The sequence below is a fragment of the Streptomyces sp. NPDC021225 genome (genome assembly GCF_044332865.1).
In the GTDB taxonomy this organism is placed as follows: Bacteria; Actinomycetota; Actinomycetes; order Streptomycetales; family Streptomycetaceae; genus Streptomyces.
This window is the reverse complement of sequence record NZ_JBIRPV010000009.1, coordinates 138588-161154: the sequence shown is the minus strand read 5'-3', so window position 1 is coordinate 161154 and position 22567 is coordinate 138588. Positions and strand designations below refer to the sequence as shown.

General features: G+C 71.3%; 10 protein-coding genes. 9 read left to right on the top strand and 1 reads right to left on the bottom strand.

Annotated features, from left to right (window positions below):
- Positions 1-68: 68 nt before the first annotated feature.
- The gene (locus ACH4S9_RS33485) at positions 69-10970 is read right to left on the bottom strand and encodes a type I polyketide synthase (RefSeq protein ID WP_398375328.1); all 10902 of its coding nucleotides are present in this window, start codon (positions 10968-10970) and stop codon (positions 69-71) included.
- Positions 10971-11380: 410 nt separating this feature from the next.
- Between ACH4S9_RS33485 and ACH4S9_RS33480 the strand changes: the two genes are divergently transcribed.
- The 9 genes from ACH4S9_RS33480 to ACH4S9_RS33440 all read left to right on the top strand — a co-directional run bounded on the left by ACH4S9_RS33480 (position 11381) and on the right by ACH4S9_RS33440 (position 22485).
- Positions 11381-12961, top strand: a complete 1581-nt coding sequence (locus tag ACH4S9_RS33480) for an NDP-hexose 2,3-dehydratase family protein (protein ID WP_398375326.1) — start codon at positions 11381-11383, stop codon at positions 12959-12961.
- Positions 12962-12964: 3 nt separating this feature from the next.
- A complete protein-coding gene (locus ACH4S9_RS33475) occupies positions 12965-13990 on the top strand; it encodes a Gfo/Idh/MocA family oxidoreductase (RefSeq protein WP_358844978.1) in 1026 nt (341 codons plus the stop codon).
- The gene (locus ACH4S9_RS33470) at positions 13990-14727 is read left to right on the top strand and encodes an NAD-dependent epimerase/dehydratase family protein (RefSeq protein ID WP_398375323.1); all 738 of its coding nucleotides are present in this window, start codon (positions 13990-13992) and stop codon (positions 14725-14727) included. The genes ACH4S9_RS33475 and ACH4S9_RS33470 overlap by 1 nt, the downstream gene beginning before the upstream one ends.
- Before the next feature lie 48 nt (positions 14728-14775).
- Positions 14776-16029, top strand: a complete 1254-nt coding sequence (locus ACH4S9_RS33465) for a glycosyltransferase (RefSeq protein ID WP_385345066.1) — start codon at positions 14776-14778, stop codon at positions 16027-16029.
- A gap of 218 nt (positions 16030-16247) precedes the next feature.
- Positions 16248-17798, top strand: coding sequence for a Rieske 2Fe-2S domain-containing protein (locus ACH4S9_RS33460; protein WP_361190911.1), 1551 nt, complete (start codon positions 16248-16250; stop codon positions 17796-17798).
- Between the two features lie 239 nt (positions 17799-18037).
- Complete coding sequence (locus ACH4S9_RS33455) at positions 18038-19045, top strand: hydroxyacid dehydrogenase (protein WP_398375320.1); 1008 nt, start codon at positions 18038-18040, stop codon at positions 19043-19045.
- A 224-nt stretch (positions 19046-19269) separates the two neighbouring features.
- On the top strand, positions 19270-20607 hold the full coding sequence (locus tag ACH4S9_RS33450; RefSeq protein ID WP_311723167.1) for an ABC transporter substrate-binding protein: 1338 nt from the start codon (positions 19270-19272) through the stop codon (positions 20605-20607).
- Positions 20600-21571 carry a carbohydrate ABC transporter permease gene (locus ACH4S9_RS33445; RefSeq protein ID WP_311723168.1) on the top strand — a complete coding sequence of 324 codons (972 nt, stop codon included), beginning with the start codon at positions 20600-20602 and terminating at the stop codon, positions 21569-21571. The genes ACH4S9_RS33450 and ACH4S9_RS33445 overlap by 8 nt, the downstream gene beginning before the upstream one ends.
- On the top strand, positions 21568-22485 hold the full coding sequence (locus ACH4S9_RS33440; RefSeq protein WP_311723169.1) for a carbohydrate ABC transporter permease: 918 nt from the start codon (positions 21568-21570) through the stop codon (positions 22483-22485). The genes ACH4S9_RS33445 and ACH4S9_RS33440 overlap by 4 nt, the downstream gene beginning before the upstream one ends.
- The last annotated feature ends 82 nt before the right edge of the window (positions 22486-22567 follow it).

The window sequence follows — 22567 nt, the reverse complement described above, 5'->3', positions numbered from 1 at the left end:
CTTGCCCTCGATCGTGGGTCAGTTGTGGGCGTGCGTGCGTGATGTCGTTGCCGATGGCGCGCGACGGGTCAGGAGATCCCGAATTCCTTCTCGATGAAGTCGAAGATCTCGTCATTCGACGCGTCCTCGAGCTCCGCGGAGTCCACGGTGTCCTCGGCCGGCCCGTCGCCGGTGGACGACCACAGCAGATGCCGCAGCCGCCCGGCGATGGCCGCTCTCGCCGGATCCCCGTCCGGCAGCTCCTTCAGCAGGACCTCGAGCCGGTCGAGTTCCGCGGCGCCGGCGTTCTCGGGCTCCTGGGACCCGCCGAACATCTCGGCGTCGAGATAGCGGGCGAGGTCGGCCACGGTCGGACGGTCGAAGACCACGGTGGCGGGCAGCCGCAGACCGGTCGCGAGGCCCAGCCGGTTGCGCAGCTCCACCGCGGTGACCGAGTCCAGGCCCAGTTCGAGGAACTGCCGCCGGGGGTCCACCGCATCGGCGGAGTCGTGGCCGAGCACGGCCGCCGCCTGGGTTCGTACAGCGTCGAACAGCTGCCGCTCGCGCTCCTGCGCGCCGAGGCCGGCGAGCCGGTCGTGCAGCGCGTGGGTGGTGTCCGTGCCGGTGGCCTCGCCCGTGCCCAGGGCCTGCCGGGTCTCGGGCAGCTCGTCGAGCAGACGGCTGGGGCGTGTCGCGGTGTAGGCGTGGGCGAACCGGTCCCAGTCGATGTCGGCGATGACGACGGCCGTGTCGCCGTGGGCGAGCGCGGCCTCCAGCGCCAGGACGGCGGACTCCGGGGGCAGCAGCGGTACGCCGTGCCGGACCCGGACATCGGTCACCGCGTCCCGTTCGGCCATGCCGCCCTGCGCCCAGGATCCCCAGGCCACCGAGGTGGCCACCAGCCCGCGCGAGCGCCGGTAGGCGGCCAGCGCGTCCAGGTAGGCGTTGCCGGGGGCGTAGTTGCCCTGGCCCGCCATGCCGACGGTGCCCGCCAGCGAGGAGAACAGCACGAACGCGGACAGGTCCGAGCCCAGTCGCGCGGTCAGCTCGTGCAGCCGCCAGGCCGCGTCGGCCTTGACCCGCAGCACGCTGTCGACCTGGTCGAGCGTCAGGGCGGTCACGGCCCCGTCGTCCAGTACGGCGGCGGTGTGGAACACCGCGGTCAGCGGGTACGCGTCGGGGATCGAGGCCAGCAGGTCGCGCAGCGCGCCGGTGTCCGCGATGTCACAGGCGGCCACCGTCACCTCGGCGCCCGCGGCGGCCAGCTCGGCCACCAGGTCGGCCGCGCCGGGGGCGGCCTGCCCCTGGCGGCTGACGAGCAGCAGGTGCCGGGCGCCCTGGGCGGCCAGCCTGCGGGCGACCTGCCCGCCGAGGGCCCCTGTGCCGCCGGTGATGAGCACCGTTCCCTCGCCCGGGGTCCAGCCGTCGCCCGCCGCGTCGCCGAGCGGCGCCCGGACGATCCGGCGGCCGAACGTTCCGAACGGACGGACCGCGACCTGGTCCTCGCCACTCCGGTCGGCCAGCACCGCGCACAGCCGGCCGAGGTCCTTGGCGTCCGGGGCGAGGGGCAGATCCACCAGGCCGCCCCAGCGTGCGGGCAGCTCCTGCGCCACGACCCGGCCCAGCCCCCAGACCAGCGCCTGGGCCGGTCCGGTGAGCGGGTCCTGGCCGCCGACGGACACCGCGCCCCGGGTGAGGCACCACAGCGGGGCGGCCGCGCCCGACTTCTCCAGCCCCTGGATGAGCAGCAGCGTCCGGCCGAAGCCGGCCGGCACGGCGGGCGTGCCGTCGAGGGGCGACTCGTCGTCGGCGAGCAGGGACAGCACTCCGGCCGCCTCGGTGTGCGCGGCGAGCACATCGGCCCACCGCTGCCCGTCCTCGGGGGCCGCCAGCGGTTGGACGGCCGCTCCGTGTTCGCGCAGGGCCCCGGCGACCGCCTCGTACAGCTCGCCGTCGAGCTGCTCGCGGGTGCCGGCCACCAGCCAGGTGCCGGAGAGGGTGGCCGACGCGTGGCCGGTCAGCGGCTTCCAGTCGGCCCGGTACCGCCAGGACTCCATCGCGGAGGCCGCCTTGTGGCGCCGGTGCCACGCCGTCAGGGCGGGCAGCACGGCCGTCAGCTCGGGGCCCGCGTCGTCCAGCCGCAGGGTTCGCGCGAGTCCTTCCAGGTCCTCGCGCTCCACGACCTCCCAGAAAGCGGCGTTCTCGTCGGCGGCCGCCGAGGGGCGCGAGGCGGCGGAGTCGAGCCAGTAGCGCTTGGGCTGGAACGCGTACGTGGGCAGGTCGACGCGGCGGCCTCCGGTGCCCGCGAACACCCGGGCCCAGTCGGGGCCCGTGCCCCGTACCCACAGCTCGGCGAGCGAGGCCAGGAACCGCCGGGAGCCTCCTTCGCCGCGCCTGAGGGTGCCGGTCACCGCGGTGTCCACCGACCGGACGCGGCCGGCCTCCTGGATGGCGCCCGCCAGCACGGGGTGCGGGCTGACCTCCAGGAACACCCGGTCACCCTGGTCGAGCAGAACCCGCACGGTGTCATGGAACGCCACCCGCTCCCGCAGATTGCGATACCAGTACTCCGCGTCCAGCTCCACACCCGTCACCGGCGCCCCGGTCACCGTCGAATACATCGGCACATCACCCACACGCGGCACAATCGGCGCCGCCAACTCCAGCAACCGCCCCCGGATCCGCTCCACATGCGGCGTATGCGACGCGTAATCCACCGCCACCCGACGCGCCCGCACCCCCACCGCCTCAGCCGCCGCCACCGTCTCGTCGAGGGAGGCCAGATCGCCCGCGACGACGACGCTGTCCGGGCCGTTCACCGTGGCCACCCACACTCCGTCGCGTCCTTCGAGGAGCTCCTCGACGCGCTCGACGGAAGCGGCCACGGACACCATTCCACCGAGGCCGGCCAGGTCCTCGGCGATGGCGCGGCTGCGCAGCGCCACCAGCCGCGCACCGTCCTCCAACGACAACGCCCCCGACACACACGCCGCCGCGATCTCACCCTGCGAATGGCCGATCACCGCCGACGGCTCCACACCCACCGAACGCCACACCTGAGCCAGCGACACCATCACCGCCCACAACACCGGCTGCACCACATCCACCCGCTCCAGCGGACCCTCCTCGCGCAACACCTCCAACAGATCCCACTCGATATGCGGCGCCAACGCCCCCGCACACCGCTCGATGGAGTCGGCGAACGCCGTGGACGCTTCGAGGAGTTCGGTCGCCATGCCGACCCACTGCGACCCCTGCCCGGGGAAGACGAACACCGCGCCCCGGGACCCGCCGGACACCTCGCCGCTCACCACATGGGCGGCGGGCTCCCCGGCCCCGAGGGCGTCGAGCGCCCGCAGAAAGCCCTCCCGGTCGTCCGCCACGACCACCGCGCGGTGCTCGAGCCCCGCCCGGGTCGACGCCAGCGACCAGCCGATGTCGGCGGTGTCGGCCTCCGAGGCGGCGGCGAACTCCCGCAGCCGGGCCGCCTGGCGGCGCAGACCGTCCGCCGAGCGGCTCGACACCACCCAGGGCAGCGCCCCCGTGTGCGCCGGCCGCTCGTCGGCGGAGAGGTCTGCGGCGGCCGGGGCCTGTTCGAGGATCACATGCGCGTTGGTGCCGCTCACCCCGAACGAGGAGACGGCAGCCCGCCGCACCCGGTCGAGTTCGGGCCAGGCCAGATTCTCCGTCACCAGCTCGACCGCACCGGACTCCCAGTCCACATGCGGGGACACCGCGTCCACGTGCAGCGTCGCGGGCACGATCCCGTGGCGCAGCGCCATCACCATCTTGATGACCCCGGCCACGCCGGCGGCCGCGGAGGTGTGGCCGATGTTGGACTTGAGCGAGCCGAGCAGCAGCGGGCGGTCGGCGGGCCGGTCCTGGCCGTAGGTGGCCAGCAGCGCCTGCGCCTCGATCGGGTCGCCCAGCGACGTACCCGTGCCATGGGCCTCGACCACGTCCACATCCGCGGCCGACAGCCGGGCGTTGGCCAGGGCCTGGCGGACCACCCGCTGCTGCGAGGGCCCGTTCGGTGCGGTGAGCCCGTTGGACGCGCCATCCTGGTTGACCGCGCTGCCCCGCACCACGGCCAGCACCTGGTGGCCGTTGCGCACCGCGTCCGACAGCCGCTCCAGGAGCACCACCCCGACGCCCTCGCCCCACGCGGTGCCGTCCGCGCCGGCGGCGAAGGGCTTGCACCGGCCGTCGGCGGCGAGCGCGCGCTGGTGGCTGAACTCGGTGAAGACCGTCGGAGTCGACATGACCGTCACCCCGCCGACCAGCGCCAGGGAGCACTCGCCCTGCCGCAGCGACTGCACCGCCAGGTGGAAGGCCACCAGCGACGAGGAGCACGCGGTGTCCACCGTGATGGCCGGGCCCTCCAGGCCGAAGGTGTACGCGACGCGGCCCGAGGCCACACTGCCCGCGGCGCCGGTGAACAGATAGCCCTCGGTGCCCTGCGGATCGACGGAGCCGCTGCCGTAGCCGTGCGGGACGGCGCCGACGAACACGCCGGTCCGGCTGCCACGCAGCGCCGCCGGGTCGAGACCGGCCCGCTCCAGGGCCTCCCAGGAGGTCTCCAGCAGCAGCCGCTGCTGCGGGTCCATCGCCAGCGCCTCGCGCGGCGATATCCCGAAGAACTCCGCGTCGAACTCGGCAGCGTCGTGAAGGAAACCGCCCTGCTGGACGGAGCTGGTGCCGGGCCGGCCGGGGTCCGGGTGGGACAGGTCCTCCAGGGGCCAGCCGCGGTCGACCGGGAAGCCCGAGATCACATCCCGGTCGGACAGCAGAAGCTGCCACAGGTCCTCCGGGGAGCGCACATCGCCGGGGAAGCGGCAGCCGGTCGACACGATCGCGATGGGGTCGTCGGCGGCCACGGGGGCGTCGTCCGCCGTCACCGTGCCGTCCTCGCCGAGGAGCCGGTCCCGCAGGTGCTCGGCGAGCGCGAGCGGCGTGGGGTAGTCGAACACGACGGTGGGCGAGAGGTTCACCCCGGTCGCGGCCGCGAGCCGGTTCCGCAGCTCCACGGCCGTCAGCGAGTCGAAGCCCGCCTCGCGGAACGCCCGCCCGACCTCGACGTCGCCGGGTGCGGACCAGCCCAGCACGGCGGCCGCGTGGGCGCATACCTCGTCCAGCACCACGCGCGTCCGGTGCGCGGCGGAGGTCGCCTCGGCCACCCTCCGGGGGAAGCCCTCGAGCGCCTCGGGCACGGGCGAGGACGGCAGGTCGACGCGGGCCTCGGCGCCGGAGGACGTGGGGGCGAGCCAGTAGCGGTCGCGCTGGAAGGCGTAGGTGGGCAGCTCGACAGGGTCGCCGCCGGGGGTGAACACCCGCGACCAGTCGGGGGCCGGGCCACGGATCCAGAGCGCGGCCAGGGAGGTGAGGACCTGGTCGATCCCGCCCTGGTCGCGCCGCAGGGTGCCGACCGCGAGGACATCGGGGCCCTCGGCCTCGCCGCCGCCTTCGGTCTGGAGCACCGCGGTGAGCACCGGGTGCGGGCTGACCTCGACGAAGACCGTGTGTCCTGCGTCGCGCACGGCCCGCACGGTGTCCTGGAACCGCACCGGCTCCCGCAGATTGCGGTACCAGTACTCGGCGTCGAGCGCCCGGCCCTCGACCGGTGCGCCGGTGACGGTCGAATACATCGGGACGGCTCCGGGCCGCGGCGCCACCGAGGCGGCACCGGCCAGCAACGGCTCCCGGATGCGCTCGACATGGGGGGTGTGCGAGGCGTAGTCGACCGCGATCATCTTCGGCCGCAGCCCGGCGCTCTCGGCCTCGGCCATCACCTCGGCGACGGCCTCGGGCGTGCCGCCGACCACCGTGGCGGACGGGCCGTTGACCACCGAGATCCAGACGTCGGCGCGGTCCGCGAGCAGCTCCGTGACGCGGTCGGCCGAGGCGGCGATCGACAGCATCCGGCCGCCGCCGGCCAGTTCGGCCGCGGCCAGGCGGCTGCGGAGGACCACCAGCCGCGCCCCGTCGGCGAGCGACAGCGCGCCGGACACACAGGCGGCCGCGAGCTCTCCCTGGGAGTGTCCGATCACAGCGGCCGGGGATATGCCCGCCGCTTGCCACATCTGTGCCAGGGACACCATCACGGCCCACAGCACCGGCTGCACGATCTCCACGCGCCGCAGTGCGTCCGCGTCGCGTACGGCCGCGAACAGATCCCAGTCGACCTCGGCCGCCAGCGCCTGGGCGCACGCGTCCATCGAGGCGGCGAACGCCGGGGAGGACGCCAGCAGTTCGGTGGCCATGCCGGCCCACTGGCCGCCCTGGCCGGGGAAGACGAACACCACTCCGCCCGGCTGGGCCGGGGCGGTCCCGCTCACCACGCCCGCGGCCGGCTCCCCGGCCGCGAGGGCGCCGAGACCGGCCAGGAAGGCGTCCCGGTCCTCGGCGACCACCACGGCGCGGTGTTCCAGCGCGCCGCGCGTCGTCGCGAGCGACCGGCCCAGGTCCTCGGGCGTGGCGTCACCGGCGGCGGCGAACGCGTGCAGCCGCTCGGCCTGGGCCCGCAGGCCGCCGGCGGTACGGGCCGACACCACCCAGGGCAGCGCGCCACGGCCGCGCATCGCGGGCACGGGCGCGGACTCGCCGGCTGGTGCGGGCTCGGCTGCGAGGGGCTCCTGCTCGATGATCACATGCGCGTTGGTCCCGCTGATCCCGAAGGACGACACGGCCGCGCGCCGGGCCCGGTCGCGCTCGGGCCAGGGCATGCCCCGGGTCACCAGCGCGACCGCGCCGGTGGCCCAGTCGACCTGTGACGTCGGCGCGTCCACGTGCAAGGTGGCGGGGACCAACCCGTGCCGGATGGCCATCACGGTCTTGATGACTCCGGCGATGCCCGCGGCCGCCTGGGTGTGACCGATGTTGGACTTCACCGAACCCAGCAGCAGGGGATGGTCGCCGGGGCGCTCCTGGCCGTAGGTGGCCAGCAGCGCCTGGGCCTCGATCGGGTCGCCCAGCGCGGTTCCGGTGCCGTGGGCCTCCACCACGTCCACGTCGGAGGAGGCCAGGCCCGCGTCGGCCCAGGCGTCGCGGATGACCCGCTGCTGGGACAGCCCGCTGGGCGCCGTCAGACCGTTGGACGCGCCGTCCTGGTTGACCGCCGAGCCGCGCACCACGGCCAGCACCCGGTGTCCGTTGCGCCGCGCGTCCGACAGCCGCTCGACCAGCAGCATCCCGGCGCCCTCGGCGAAGCCGGTGCCGTCGGCCGCGGCCGCGAACGCCTTGCAGCGGCCGTCCCGCGCGAGGCCCTGCTGGCGGCTGAACTCGGTGAAGATGCCCGGGGTGGACAGCACCGTCACCCCGCCGACCAGCGCCAGCGAGGACTCCCGCTGGCGCAGGGACCGCACCGCCAGATGCAGGGCCACCAGCGACGATGAGCAGGCCGTGTCGACGGTGATGGCGGGGCCGGTCAGCCCGAGCAGATAGGCGATGCGGCCGGAGGCGATGCTGGTGGTCTTGCCGGTGAGCAGATAGCCGTCGAGGGCCTCGGGGGCGTCGTGCAGCCGCGGCCCGTACTCCTGGTCCATGGTGCCGACGAAGACACCGGTCCTGCTGTCCCGCAGGGTGTCCGGGGCGATGCCCGCCCGCTCCAGCAGCTCCCAGGAGGTCTCCAGCAGCAGCCGCTGCTGCGGGTCCATCGCCAGCGCCTCGCGCGGCGATATCCCGAAGAAGCGCGCGTCGAAGTCGGTGACCCGGTCGAGGAATCCGCCTCCCTCGGCGAAGCTGCCGCCGGTGGCGTCGGCCTGGCGCAGCCGCTCCAGATCCCAGCCGCGGTCCTCGGGGAACCCCGAGATCGCGTCCCCGTCGGTGGCGACCAGCCGCCACAGATCCTCGGGGGAGGCCACCCCGCCGGGGAAGCGGCAGCTCATCCCGATGATGGCGATGGGCTCGTCGGGGTCGGCCGGGGTGGCGGCGCGGGCGGACGGCGCGGCGGCCGCCGCGGGCCGGTGGCCGGTCCGCGCGGTCTCGAGGTGGCCGGCCAGCCCGGCCGGGGTGGGGTGGTCGAAGAGGGTGGCGGTGGTCAGCCGTACGCCGAGGGCGGTGTTCACCCGGCCGCAGAGTTCGCCGAGCATGACGGAGTCGAACCCGAGGTCCTTGAACGTCCGTCGTACGTCGAGCTCCGCCGACGACGGCTGCCCCAGCACGGCGGCGGTGTTGCCCCGCACCACGCGCATCACGTCGTCCGGCCCGTCCGTGGCCGGGGGCTCCGGCTCCGCGACGGCGGCGGACGGCGTGTCGGCGGGGGTGTCGACGGCGGGCGCGTCGGCTCCGGAGGCGTCGAGCCAGTGGCGGTCGCGCTGGAAGGCGTAGGTGGGCAGGTCGGTACGGCGGGCGCCGGTGCCCGCGAACAGCCGGGCCCAGTCGGGAGCGGCGCCGTGGGCCCACAGCTCGGCTATGGAGGTCAGGAACCGCCTGGCGCCGCCCTGGTCGCGGCGCAGCGTCCCGCCGGCGAATACGTCGGCGCCGGCCGCCTGACCGGCCTCGGCCACCGCGGTGGTGAGCACCGGATGCGGGCTGACTTCGAGGAACACCGTCTTCCCCGACTCCAGCAGGGCACCGAGGGTGTCCTGGAAGAGCACCGGCTCCCGCAGATTCCGGTACCAGTACCCGGCGTCCAGCTCCGCGCCGTCGACGGGCGCGCCGGTGACGGTCGAGTACAGCGGCACCTCGCCGGTGCGCGGGGCGATGGGGGCGGCCAGTTCCAGCAGCCGCTCGCGCACCCGCTCGACGTGCGGCGTGTGCGAGGCGTAGTCCACCGCGATGGTCCGGGTCCGCACACCGACCCGCTCACAGGCGGCGACGGTCTCGGCGAGGGCTTCGGGGCCGCCCGCGACGACCGTGGCGGCGGGGCCGTTGACGACCGCCACCCAGACGCCGTCCCGGTCCGCCAGCAGCTCCCGCACCCATGCGACGGGGGCCGCGATCGAGACCATGCCGCCGAGGCCCGCCAGCTCCTCGGCGATGGCGCGGCTGCGCAGCGCCACCAGCCGGGCGCCGTCGTCCAGCGACAGGGCGCCGGACACACAGGCGGCCGCGATCTCACCCTGGGAGTGTCCGACCACCGCGGTCGGGGAGATGCCCGCCGCGCGCCACACCTGGGCGAGCGAGACCATCACGGCCCACAGCACCGGCTGTACCACGTCCACGCGCTCGAGCGGGTTGTCGCCCGAGGTGTTCCGCAGGACGTCCAGCAGGTTCCATTGGATGTGCGGCGCCAGCGCCGCCGCGCACTTCTCGACGGAGTCGGCGAACACCGGTGAGGAGTCGAGGAGTTCGGTCGCCATGCCGACCCACTGCGACCCCTGTCCCGGGAAGACGAACACCACGTCGGCGGCCTCGCCCGTGGCGGTGCCTTCTACGACGTGTTCCGCGGGGTCGGCGGAGGCGATCGCGGCCAGCCCGCCGAGGAACTCCTCGCGGTTTCCGGTCAGCACCACGGCGCGGTGTTCCAGCGCGGCCCGCGACGACGCCAGCGACCATGCGATGTCCGCCGGGTCGGCGGTTGCGGCGCCGGTCGCGGCAGCGGTTGCGTCGGCAGTCTGGTCGGCGGCGAACTCCCGGAGCCGTGCCGCCTGTCCACGCAGTCCGCGCGCGCTGCGGCCGGACACCGGCCAGGGCAGCACGGGGCCGAGGTCCAGGACCGGGATCGCCGGGTCCGCGGGGGCCGGCTCGTCGACGGCGGGCGCCCGCTCGACCACCACATGCGCGTTGGTGCCGCCCATCCCGAACGCGGACACGCCGGCCAGCAGCGGTGCGTCGGGCCGCGGCCACGGGGTCAGCCCGGTCTGCACCCGCAGGTTCCACTCGGCCAGCGGGATACGGGGGTTGGGCGTCTCGAAGTTGAGGCTGGCGGGGAGCCGGCCGGCCTTCAGGGCGAGCAGCACCTTGATCAGGCCGGTGATGCCGGCGGCGCCCTCCAGGTGTCCCACGTTGGTCTTGGCCGAGCCGACCAGCAGCGGGGAGTGCGGCTGCCGCGACGCGCCGAACACGGACGCCAGGGCGGCCGCCTCGATGGGGTCGCCGACCGCGGTGCCGGTGCCGTGCAGTTCCACGTACTGCACCTCGTCGGGGCCGATCCCGGCGTCGGCGCAGGCCCGGCGCAGCACGTCCTCCTGGGCGGTCTGGCTGGGGGTGGTGAGGCTGTCGCCGCCTCCGTCGTTGTTGACCGCGCTGCCGCGCAGCACACCGTGGATCCGATCGCCGTCGGCGAGCGCCCGCGCGAGGGGCTTGAGGAGGACGAAACCACCGCCCTCGCCCCGGACATAGCCGTTGGCGCGGGCGTCGAAGGTGAAGCAGCGGCCGTCCGGTGAGAGTCCGCCGAACCGGGAGACGCTGAGGGTGCCGTCGAAGGTGAGGTTGAGGTTGACCCCGCCGGCGAGGGCGAGTTCACACTCTCCGCTGCGCAGGCTCTGGCAGGCCATGTGCACGGCGACGAGGGAGGAGGACTGGCCGGAGTCGACGACCAGGCTCGGTCCGCGGATGCCGAGCAGATAGGAGAGCCGATTGGCGATCATGCTGCGGTGCAGGCCGGGCAGCGTGTGATGGGTGACCGCCGTGGTGTCCCGCCGCCGGGTCAGCGTGGCGTAGTCGTCGCTGATGGCTCCGATGAAGACACCCGCCCTGCGCCCCGAGACCCGGTCCGGGGCGAGCCCCGCGTCCTCGAGGGCCTCCCAGCCGAGTTCGAGGGCGAGTCGCTGCTGGGGGTCCATGGCCGCCGCCTCGCGCGGCGAGATGCCGAAGAAGTCGGCGTCGAAGCAGTCCACTTGATCGAGGAAGGCGCCGTGTCCCGGAGCCTGTGCCGCCTCGTCGGGGTGGCGGGCCCACCGGCCGGGCGGCACCGGGGTCACCGCGTCGGCGCCGTCGTGGAGCAGGCGCCAGAAGTCAGCCGGTGAATTCGCTTCGGGTAAGCGGGCGGATATCCCGACTACTGCGATCGCCCTGTCGACGTGAGCATGCCGTAACGAATCCACTGACATGGACAATTACATCCCCCGTCGCGCTTCGGTTCCCATGCTCAGCATATTAGAGATGATCACTTAAAGGCCAGCGGCCGACGACCTGACAACCGTTCGAATAAATTCTTCCGAACATCTGTTGCAACTTCAGACAACCGTCGGGATGAACTCCGGCGTCAACGTGATCTCCGCAATCACTCTATAGCTGCCTGTTCGGACCACAAGTCAAAAGTGACGCTGATCACATGTTACAGACTTGTGGAACCGCCCGACGACCTCACAACCTCCCGCGACACACGGCCGGAACATGAACGCGGTGGCCGCTTGACAGCCCGGGGCGCATCGCGTTTGGCTGTGATCACACAAGGCATCACCGGACAACACGGCGACCCCCATCAATCTGGCCGGAAACCATCCGGTCAACAGACTCCGTGCGACACGACAGCGACGTCGGTCGGCACCGGATCGGATTGCCGGATTCCGGTTGTCACACCGCCCGCAGGTGGCGGTCGAATTCAAGCCAACCCACAAGCGACCACACAGCTCTGCGCGGTAGCAGGGGAACGAGGAGTGGACCGGTGACCTGCAACTCTCCAGGCCGTCCCACGTCGTCAGGCGGGCCGGACGCCTGCTTACCCGCGCGGATCGCGCGGTCCGCGCAGGCCGTCGACGGCGCGGGCCGCAACCTCTGGGAATTTCACCAGTGGTTCGGGGAGTACAGTGCGAGCGATTCGTCGCGGGTGCGCCGCATCCCGTGGGACGATTTGACAGGCTGGCGATTCGAGGATAGGACGGGGAATCTCGTCCATGAGACCGGCCGATTCTTTTCCATACAAGGTTTGCGGATAAGGAACGACCAGGGGCCCGTTCGTGATTGGGCGCAGCCGATCATCGTCCAGCGAGAAGTCGGCATATTAGGAATCCTGGTCAAGGAGTTCAATGGCGTACTGCATTGTCTGATGCAGGCCAAGATGGAACCCGGAAACCGCAACGGTATACAGCTCTCCCCCACCGTGCAGGCGACCAGGAGCAACTACACCGGGGTGCACGGCGGACGTCCCGTACCTTATCTGGAGTACTTCCGGGATCCGTCGTCCAGACAGGTACTGGCCGACGTCCTGCATTCGGAACAGGGTTCCTGGTTCCACCGGAAACGCAATCGAAACATGATTGTCGAGGTAACCGAGGACGTGGAGCCGCTGGACGGCTTCCACTGGCTCACCATCGGCCAGTTGCACGCCCTGCTGGCCGAGGACGACCTGGTGAACATGGACTCGCGCACCGTGCTGTCCTGCCTCCCGTTCGCGGGCGACCCGGGCGGGGACGACGAGAACGGCGACAGGAAAGCGCCACACACCACCGGTCACCTCCGCAGCTGGATCAACGACGCGCGGGTCCGCTCGGACCTCGACGCCACTCTCACCGGCCTCGGCGAGGTCCAGGGCTGGCACCGGTCCGCGGACCGGATAGCGCATGAATCCGGCCTCTTCTTCGACGTCATGGCGGTGGATGTGCGCACCGGCAGCCGTGAGGTCGGCGGCTGGGCGCAGCCGATGATCGAGTGCCGGGACACCGGGATCGTGGCCTTCCTGGTCAAGCACGACGCGGCGACAGGGGAACTGCACGCCCTGGTCCATCTCAAGGCGGAGCCGGGCTTCGTGGATGTGGTCGAGCTGGCCCCGACGGTGCAGTGCACCCCGCAGAACTACAAGGTCCTGCCGGCCGAGGCGTACCCCCCGTTCCTGGACGAGGTGCTGGGCGCCCCCGTGGACACCATCCGCTTCGACACCACGCTCTCCGAGGAGGGCGGCCGGTTCTTCCACACCCGCAGCCGCTATCTCGTCGTCGAGGTCGACGCGGACCGCGATCTGGCGGTCCCCGACGACTTCCGCTGGGTGACCATGCGCCAACTGGCCCGCTTCCTGCGCCATAGCCACTATGTGAACGTCCAGGCCAGAAGCCTCATCGCCTGTCTGCACAGCCTGATGTCCGAAACGGAACTGAGTGACTGAGTGATGGACAACCCCTCCGAGCCCACTCCCGTGCGCGTCGGCGTCCTCGGCGCGTCCTCGATAGCCCGGCGGCGGACGCTCCCCGCGATGCGGGACCTCCCCGAGGTCACCATCGTCGCCATCGCCAGCCGCGATCCGCAGAAGGCGGAACAGTTTGCCGACGACTTCGACTGCGCCCCCGTCCACGGCTACGAGCGACTGCTGGACCGGGACGACATCGACGCCGTCTATGTCTCGGTCCCCAACGCCCTGCACCATCTGTGGGCGCGCCGCTTCCTCGAGTGCGGCACACACGTGCTGGCCGAGAAACCGCTGACCACCAGGGCGGCGGACACCGCGGAGCTGGCGCGCCTCGCGGCGGAGCGCGGGCTGGTGCTGCGCGAGAACATCACGTTCGTCCACCATGGGATGCACCGTCGGGTGGCCGAGCTGCTGGCGGCCGGCCGCATCGGCCGGCTCCGGCACATCGACGCCTCGTTCTGCTTCCCGCCGCTGCCCGCCTCCGATGTGCGCTACCGGCCCGAACTCGGCGGCGGCGCCCTGCTCGACGCGGGGATCTACCCCGTACGGCTGGCCCAGTACTTCCTCGGCGACGACCTCTCCGTGGCCGGCGCGGTGCTCCGCGACGACCCCGAGACGGGGGTGGATGTGGCGGGCAGCGCCCTGCTGGTGGCGGCGGCCGGCGAAACCGTGACGCTGACCTTCGGCTTCGAACACGGCTACGGGGCGAGGTACACCCTGTGGGGCAGCACCGGGCGGCTCACCGTGGACCGGGCGTTCACCCCGCCCGCCACCCTGTCCCCGCTGTTACGCATCGACGAGCAGGATCACGCGGAGGAAATCGTGCTCCCCGCCGAGCACCAGTTCGCGAGCTCGGTGGCCTCCTTCGCCGAGGCGGTGCGCCGGGCCCAGGACACCGGGGCCGACCCCGGCCACGCCGCCTGGGCCGCCACCACGCTGCGCACCGCCGAGCTGCTGGACCGGATCGCCGGGTCCGCCACCCGTGTCACCTCCGGGAAGCGGCCCTGATGGAAATCATCGGCAACGGCTTCATCGCACGCAATCTGGCCGCCGTCGCGGACCGGCACCCGCACGCCACCGTCATGGCGGCGGGGGTGTCCAGCACCAGCGCGGGCACCCCGGGCGACTTCGCCCGCGAGGCGGAGCTGGTGCGCGACGTCGCCCGGCGCTGCCGGCGCGAGGGCCGCGTCCTCGTCTATCTGTCCAGCGCCTCGCACGCCATGTACGGATCCACCGAGATCGCGGTGGCCGAGGACGCGCCCGTGGACCCTCCGTCGCCGTACGGCAGACAGAAGCTCATGCTGGAGGGCGCCGTCGCCGAGGCCGGGCCGGGGTGGCTGACGCTGCGCCTGAGCCATGCGATCGGCCGATGGCAGCGGTCCCACCAGCTGCTGCCGTCGTTCGTCGGCCAGATCCGCGGCGGCAGCGTGACCCTGTACCGCAACGCACACCGCGATGTGGTGGATGTGAGCGACGTGGTCCGGGCGATCGACGGGCTGCTCGCCCAGGGGGTTCAGGACGAGGTGGTGAACGTCGCTTCGGGGGTTCCCTGGCCGGTCGAGTCGATCGTGCGCGGCATCGAGCGCCGTATGGCGGCCCGCCCGAGGTACGACGTGGTCGATGTGGCACCCACGCTGACCAGGGTCTCCGTCGACAAGCTGTGCAAGCTGCTGCCACCCATGCGGTCGGTCACCGAGCCCGGCTATCTCGACCGGGTCCTCGACCGGTACGTCGCGTACTACTGAGCCGCCCGGCCCGAGCCGTCCCACCAGTCACACTCGTACGGAGGATTCATGCAGGTCTCGCTCGTCGTCACGGGGTCACGCGGAGACGTCCAGCCGTTCATCGCGCTGGGCAGAGCCCTCGAGGCCCGGGGGCACACGGTGACCCTGGCCACCCACGAGGACTTCGAGGGGCTCGTCGGGGAGGCCGGTCTTGACTTCGCGGCCCTGCCGGGCAGCCCGCGCGACTTCCTGGCCCACCCGGCCCTCGCGGAGGCCCTTCAGCAGGGGGCCTCGCTGTTCCGCGCCGCCCGCAAGGTCCCGCGGCAGAGCCCCGAGCACAACCGCCGGCTCGCCGCCAGGATCGCGGAGGTGTGCTCGGGCGCCGATCTGGTCGTGAACAGCATCCTGAGCCGGATCATGTTCGAGGACGACGGCACCGCCCCGTGGTGTTCGCTGAGCTGGTGGCCGCTGAACCCGACCGCCGAGTGGCCCGCGATGATGGCGCCCCGGGCCAAGCTCGGAGGGGCGTACAACCGGCTGACCCACCGCCTGGCGGGGATGCTGGACTCGGTCACCATGGGCGGCTACCGCAAGGACGCGGGGCTGTCCAAGCTCCCGTTCGGCAAGCCGTACGGCAACCTGGGCCGGGAGGTCCCGCTGATCTGCCCGGTGAGCCGGGCGCTGTTCACCGAGCCCTCCGACTGGCCGGAGCTGTCGCACATCACCGGCTACTGGTTCTGGGACCGCGAGTGGAGCCCGTCCCCCGAGCTGGAGAAGTTCATGGCGGACGGCACTCCCCCGGTGACCCTGTCCTTCGGCTCCATCTGGCCGGTGCATCCGCCGGCCAAGACCCTGGAGAAGGTGCTGGACGTGGTCCGCTCCCACGACCGCCGGCTCGTTCTGGTGGGCGGTGGCCCGGACACCGTGCCGGACGATGTGTTCCGCGTCGACGATGTGCACTACCCGTGGCTGTTTCCGCGCTCCTCGGTGGTCATCCACCACGGCGGCTGCAACACCACGGGTGAGGCGCTGCGCTCCGGCACGGCCCAGGTCGTGGTGCCGACCTTCGGCGACGCCCCGTTCTGGGCGGCCCAGGTGCACGCCCTGGGGGTGGCGCCCAAGCCCGTTCCGTACGCGAAGTTCACCGCCGAGGCCCTGGACACGGCACTGGGCACGGCCCTGGACGACGAGAAGCTCCGCGCCAAGGCGGCGAGTGTCGGGGAGAGCGTGCGCGCCGAGGACGGCACCGGCAAGGCGGTCGAGATCATGGAGGAGTGGGTGCGGCGCTGGCGCGAACAGCGGGCCGCCGAATCCGCTGCCTGACACGCCCGGCTACGGCAACCGGGCGACGGTCGACCGGGCGAAACAAGACCCCGGCCACCGGCTCTGGCCTGCCCATCCGCGTTTCCCGGTGTCCGGGGACACCCGCGCTGCGGGTGCACACGCACGCAAATCCGCACACAGTGAAAACCGTGACGCACCAGCCCCTTCCCTGACGGTCGGGGCGGGTGACCTACGGAGCCGGGCTGAGGTGCTGTGGTATGCGTGTGACCGGACTTGGGCATGCTGGACTGTTCATCGAGACCGCCGCCGGATCGGTGCTCTGCGATCCCTGGGTCAACCCGGCCTTCTTCGGCTCGTGGTTCCCGTTCCCCGACAACACGGACCTGGACTGGGCCCACTACGGACGGGCCTCGGACTACCTGTACATATCGCATCTGCACCGTGACCACTTCGACGCGGAGAACCTGCGCCGCAATGTGCGCAAGGACATCACCGTGCTGCTCCCCGCCTTCGCCACCGATGAGTTGGAGTGCGAGCTGCGTGCGCTGGGGTTCTCCGAATTCCTGCGCACCAGCAGCGGTGTCCCGGTCGAACGCGACGGCCTGCGCATCATGATCACCGCCCTGACCGGCCCCGGCGACGGCCCCATCGGCGACTCCGCGCTGTCGCTGGACGACGGCGAGACGGTGTTGCTCAACCAGAACGACGCGCATCCGCTGGACATCCCCTCGATCCGGGCGTTCGGTGAGGTCGATGTCCACTTCCTCCAGTTCTCCGGGGCGATTTGGTGGCCGATGGTCTACCAACTGCCGGACAGCGCGAAGCGGGAGTTCGCCGCCCGCAAGCGCGAGGGCCAGTCCGAGCGGGCGATGCGCTACATCGACGCCGTCGAGGCCACGCATGTGTTCCCCAACGCGGGCCCGCCCTGCTTCCTCGACGAGGACCTGTTCGAGTTCAACGGCACCGGCCGCGACGGGACGAGCATCTTCGTCGACCAGCGGGAGTTTCTGGCGGAGCTGGCCGAGGCCCGGCCGGACGTCTCGGCGCATCTGCTGCTGCCGGGCACCGTCGCGGAACCGCAGAACACCGCCTGCAAGCTCACCCATCGCCACACCGCGAAGGAGATCGACCACATCTTCGAGCACAAGCGGGACTACCTGCGTGAGTTCGCCCGCAGACAGCAGCCCGCGCTGGCCGCCGAGCGCGCCTCCCGCGCCCCGGCGCTGCCGCCCGACCGTCTGCTGGCCGAGCTGAAGCAGTGGTGGGAACCGCTGCTGGCGCGCGCGGACCGGATCTGCGACGGAGTCGGCGGGCCGGCCCGGCTGAATGTGGGCGACACCCCGATCGTGATCGACTTCCCGGCCCGTGAGGTCCGCCGCTGGGACGGTGAGCGCTGCCGCTACACGCTGTCCACCACGGGCGACCTGGTGGCCACCAACATCGCGCGGCGCGAGGTCGACTGGTCCAACAGCCTGCTGCTCTCGCTGCGGTTCAGCGCCAGCCGGATCGGCCCGTACAACGAATTCCTGTACGTGTTCTTCAAGTGCCTGTCCACTGAGCGCATCGAGTACGTGGAGAACTACTACGACTCCGGCCACGACGACGGCCAGCACATCGAGCTCGACGGCTGGCGTGTCCAGCGGCGCTGTCCCCATCTACGCGCGGACCTCGGCCGGTTCGGACAGATCGACGGCGATCAGCTCACCTGCACCCTGCACGGCTGGCGCTACAACCTGACCACCGGCCGCTGTCTGACCGCGGACGGCCATGACATCCGCGCGGAGCGGACCGCGCCGGCCGACGGCTGACAACACCCAGGAGTCCCTCGCAGGGGCCCGGTGTCGGCACACCGCCGACACCGGGCCCTTTTCCATGTCCCGGGACGCGTCTGCCGGCATCGCATGGCAACCGGTCGCCCTCCGCGATCCTTCCGTACGCTCCATTGACCCTCTGGACAGTGCGGCCATAGCTTAGAGACCGGTTGCTATGAGACCGGTTGCTACCGGTCGCCATCCCGCTGACGTCCCCCGATCCGGAGGCCACTGCCTTGCCCGAGCGCCCGCTGGCGTTGTTCGCCATGAGTACGAAGACCCTGCCCAGCGTCTATCCCCCCGACGTGCTGGACCGGCTCCAGACCTCCGTGGAGGTCGACCCTTCCCTGATCGCCGAGGACTTCCGGGATCCCCGGGTGCGGAGCGTCCTCGGCCGGGCCGAGATCCTGCTGACCGGCTGGGGCTGCCCGCCGGTCGACGCGGCGGTGCTCGACGCCGCGCCCAGGCTGCGCGCCGTGCTGCACGCCGCGGGCTCGGTGAAGGGCATCATGGCCCCCGGCTGGTGGGAGCGCGGACTGGTCGTCTCGTCCGCAGCGGACGCCAACGCGCTGCCGGTCGCCGAGTACACCCTCGGCATGATCATCCTGGCCGGCAAGGACCTCTTCGCCGCCCGTGAGCGCTACCGCTCGCTGCGCACCTTCCCGCTCGCCGAGATCCTCCCCGGTATCGGCAACTTCGGGCGCCGCGTCGGCATCGTCGGCGCGTCCAGGATCGGGCGGCGCGTCATCGAGCTGCTGCGCCCCCTGGACTTCGAGGTGTTCCTCGCCGATCCGTACGTCGGCGAGGACGAGGCGGCCGCGCTCGGCGTCCGTCTGCTGCCGCTGGACGCGCTGCTCCGGCGCAGCGACATCGTCTCGATCCACGCCCCCGCGACCGCCGAGACCCACCATATGATCGGCCGCCGTGAGCTCGCGCTGATGCCGGACGGGGCGGTGCTGATCAACACCGCGCGCGGCAGCCTCGTCGACCATGACGCGCTGGTCGAGGAGGTGCGCGGGGCCCGCGTCAGCGCCGTCCTCGATGTGACGGAGCCGGAGCCGCTGCCCGCCGACTCCCCGCTCTTCGAGCTGTCGGGCGCCTTCATCACCCCGCATCTGGCGGGGTCTCAGGGCAACGAGGTGCGTCGGCTCGGGCTGTCGGCCGTGGGCGAGCTGGAGCGGCTGCTGGCCGGGGTGCCGCTGTCCCACCAGGTGGATCCCGCGGGTCTCGAGCATGCGGCGTAAGCCGTGAAACGGGCCTGCCATCGCGCTCATCCGGCAAACGTTGTCTATACCTCCAGCACCGCAAAGCACGCGCTACCGGTTCGTAATGTCGATCACGACCAGCGAAGTCGCCCGTAATCAAAGATTTCCACGCACGACATCTTGTCCAACGGTAGGCCCACCTCTAGCTTCCACAGAGACCGATTTCTATGGTCGCGAGCTCCAGATCTCCCAGGAGGATTCCCATGAACAGCAAGCGGGTCAGAGTGGCCGCCTGCGCAGCGGTGGTGCTCTCCGTCGTCCTGACCGGCTGCGGCGGCGGTGACGGCGACGGAACGGCGGACAAGGCCGAGGGCCCGGTCACCATCGAGTACTGGAACTGGCAGGAGGCCAAGAACATCGATCCGGTGGTCGCCAAGTTCAACGCGACGCACAAGGACATCAAGCTCAAGTTCGTGAAGCAGGCCGACAACCCCGGCACCCAGCAGAACCTGCGCAACGCGGTCGCCGCCCAGAAGCATGTCCCGTGCCTGGTCCAGAACTTCGGCGAGGCCCCCTCCCTGGCCTCCGAAGGGCTGGCCCAGGACGTGACGGAGGACCTGACGCCGTATCTGAAGAAGGGCCTGTTCGCCGAGTCGGCGCTACCCTCCGCGCGGGCGGTGGACAAGTACTACGCGGTCCCGGGCGGCGCCACGCCCCCGTTCATGATGATCAACCGCAAGGTGTACGACAAGTACGGCGTCAAGGCGCCCAAGACCTGGGACGATGTGATCGCCGCGGGCAAGGAGTTCAAGAAGCACGGCATCTTCGTCATGAATCTCGCCGGCGAAGACCCGAGCACCCTCATCGAGCTGGTGCAGCAGGCCGGGGGCTCCTGGTACAAGATCGACGGGGACAAGTGGAAGATTGACTTCCTGTCCCCCGAGTCGCTCAAGGCCGCCCATGTCATCCAGCAGCTGGTCGACAACGACCTCGTGGCCCATCAGACGTACACGGACCGGCCCGCGCTCATCAACTACTTCGACTCCGGGAAGATGGTGTCCCTGCCCACCTCCACCTGGCAGTTGCAGAACTACGAGCGCGAGTACAAGAAGTCCCTCGGTGACTGGGAGCCGGTGGACCGGCCGCAGTACGCGGACGCCACCGAGTTCGTCACCCCGATGCACTCGCCGACCAGCGGTCTGATCGTGCCCAAGGGCTGTGACCACGCGAAGGAGGCGGTCGAGGCCGCGGTGTGGCTGAACACCTCGAAGGAGTCGACCGACGCCTCGTACCAGAAGGACACCGGGCAGTACACCTGGCCGGGCGCGGTCACCGACCCCTCCCCCTGGGTCGACTCGGCGGTGCCGGAGAAGCTGTTCGGGCCCCGCAAGTCCAAGGCGCGGGACGTGATCCTCAAGTCCGTCAAGGCGGGCCGGGACAACTGGGTGGCGGGCCCCAACTACACGGGCATGTTCGCCGAGCTCCAGGACCAGTGGGCGAAGGTCACCGCGAAGAAGACCACCATGAAGGCGGCGCTGGAGCACATGCAGACCTGGACGGTCGCCGACCTCAAGCGGAAGAACATCAACGTCGATGGCTGAGACCCTGAGGGCCGAGACCACGGCCAGGAGTGCCCGGTCCGGGCCGGGCGCGGCGCCGCCGGGCCCGCCGCGGCTGCCGTGGCGGCGGGCCATGGCGCTGAAGGGGGCGTCCTTCACCGCCCCCTTCTTCATCGGGTTCGCCGTGTTCACCCTGGCCCCCGTGGCGCTCGCGCTGCGCGAGAGCCTCTACTCCAAGCAGAGCTCCGGGCTCGGCTTCGGTGAGAAGACCGTCGAGTTCACCGGCTTCGACAACTTCGCGCGGGGCCTGGAGGACGCCCACTTCTGGGCCGCGATGCTGCGGGTGGCGCTCTTCGCCGCGGTCGCCATCCCCACCATCATGCTGCTCAGCCTGATGATGGCGCTGCTGCTCGACGCGCTGACCCACCGTCTGGCCGCCCGCTTCCGGGTGCCGCTGCTGATCCCGTACATGATCCCGGGCATCGTCGCCATCCTGATCTGGATCTATATCTACAGCCCGGTCGTGGGCCCGCTGACGCCGTTCCTCGGGCTCTTCGGGATCGACGCGAACTTCTACAGCGGCGAGATGATCTGGATCTCCATCGGCAATCTGCTGGCCTGGAGCGGCGTCGGCTTCAACATGCTCATCGTCTACTCGGCGCTTCAGGCCGTGCCGCGCGAGATCTTCGACAGCGCCCGCGTGGACGGCGCCTCCGAGTGGCGCATCGCCTGGTCGATCAAGGTGCCGCTGGTGCGCCGGTCCCTGGTGCTGATCACCGTGCTCAGCATCATCGGCACCCTTCAGATCTTCAGCGATCCGATGCTGTTCAGGACCATGACCCCGGAGACCGTGACCCGCGACTTCACCCCGATCATGGCGATCTACGACTGGGCGTTCCAGCAGGGCGAGTTCAACTACGCCGCTGCCCTGTCCATCATCCTCGCCCTGGTGGTCGGTGCCGCGTCCGCCGTCTTCTACAAGCTCACCAACAAGGCCCCCGTATGACAGCGACACTCCAGCCCGCACCCGCGCCCGCCAAGCCGCGCGCCGTACGACGCCGCACCGCGCCCGGCGCGGTCCGGCACGGCAAGCGCACCAAGGTCCTGGTCATCACCGGTCTGGCGTTCTTCGTCATCTACTCCCTGGCCCCGGTGTGGTGGCTGCTGGTGGCCGCCACCAAGAGCCAGAACGATCTGTACACCTCCGACGGCCTGTGGTTCTCCCGCATCCACCTGGGCGAGAACCTGCGGCAGCTGTTCACCTATCAGGACGGCATCTTCCTCCGGTGGATGTGGAACACCGTCTACTACGGGGTCGTGGGCACCGCCGGCATGACGCTGATCTGCGTGGCCTGCGGCTATGGGCTCGCCATGTACGAGTTCCGCGGCCGGGGCGTGCTGATGGGCTGCATCATCGGCTCGTTCCTGGTGCCCAGCGCCCTGCTCACCATCCCCTCGTTCCTCCTCTACAGCGACCTCCAGCTGGTCGACACGCCCTACGCGATCATCCTGCCCGGCTTCTTCAACGCCTTCTCCGTCTACCTGGCGAAGGTGTACGCGGAGGGGGCCATCCCGCCCGAGTTGCTGGAGGCCGCCCGGATCGACGGGGCGGGCGAGTACCGCATCTTCTTCCAGATCGGTGTCCGGCTGATGTCGACCGGGGCCGCCACCATCTTCCTGCTCGGCTTCGTCGCCAGCTGGAACAACTTCTTCGGGCCGCTGATCTTCCTGCGCAGCCAGGAGAAGTGGACCGTGATGCTGGGCCTGTACTCCTGGCTCAAGGTCAAGATGGACACCTCCACCGATCTGACGGGCATGGTCGTCGTCGGCTCGATCGTCTCGCTGTTGCCGATGGTGGTCCTGATGATCTCCTTGCAGCGCTTCTGGCGCTCCGGCATCACCCTCGGCAGCCTCAAGTGACGCCCCGCGCCCGCTCGCCACGCTGAACCCCCCACCCCGAACACCCTCTTCACTTCGCCCTTCGCAAGGATTCGCAAGGAGA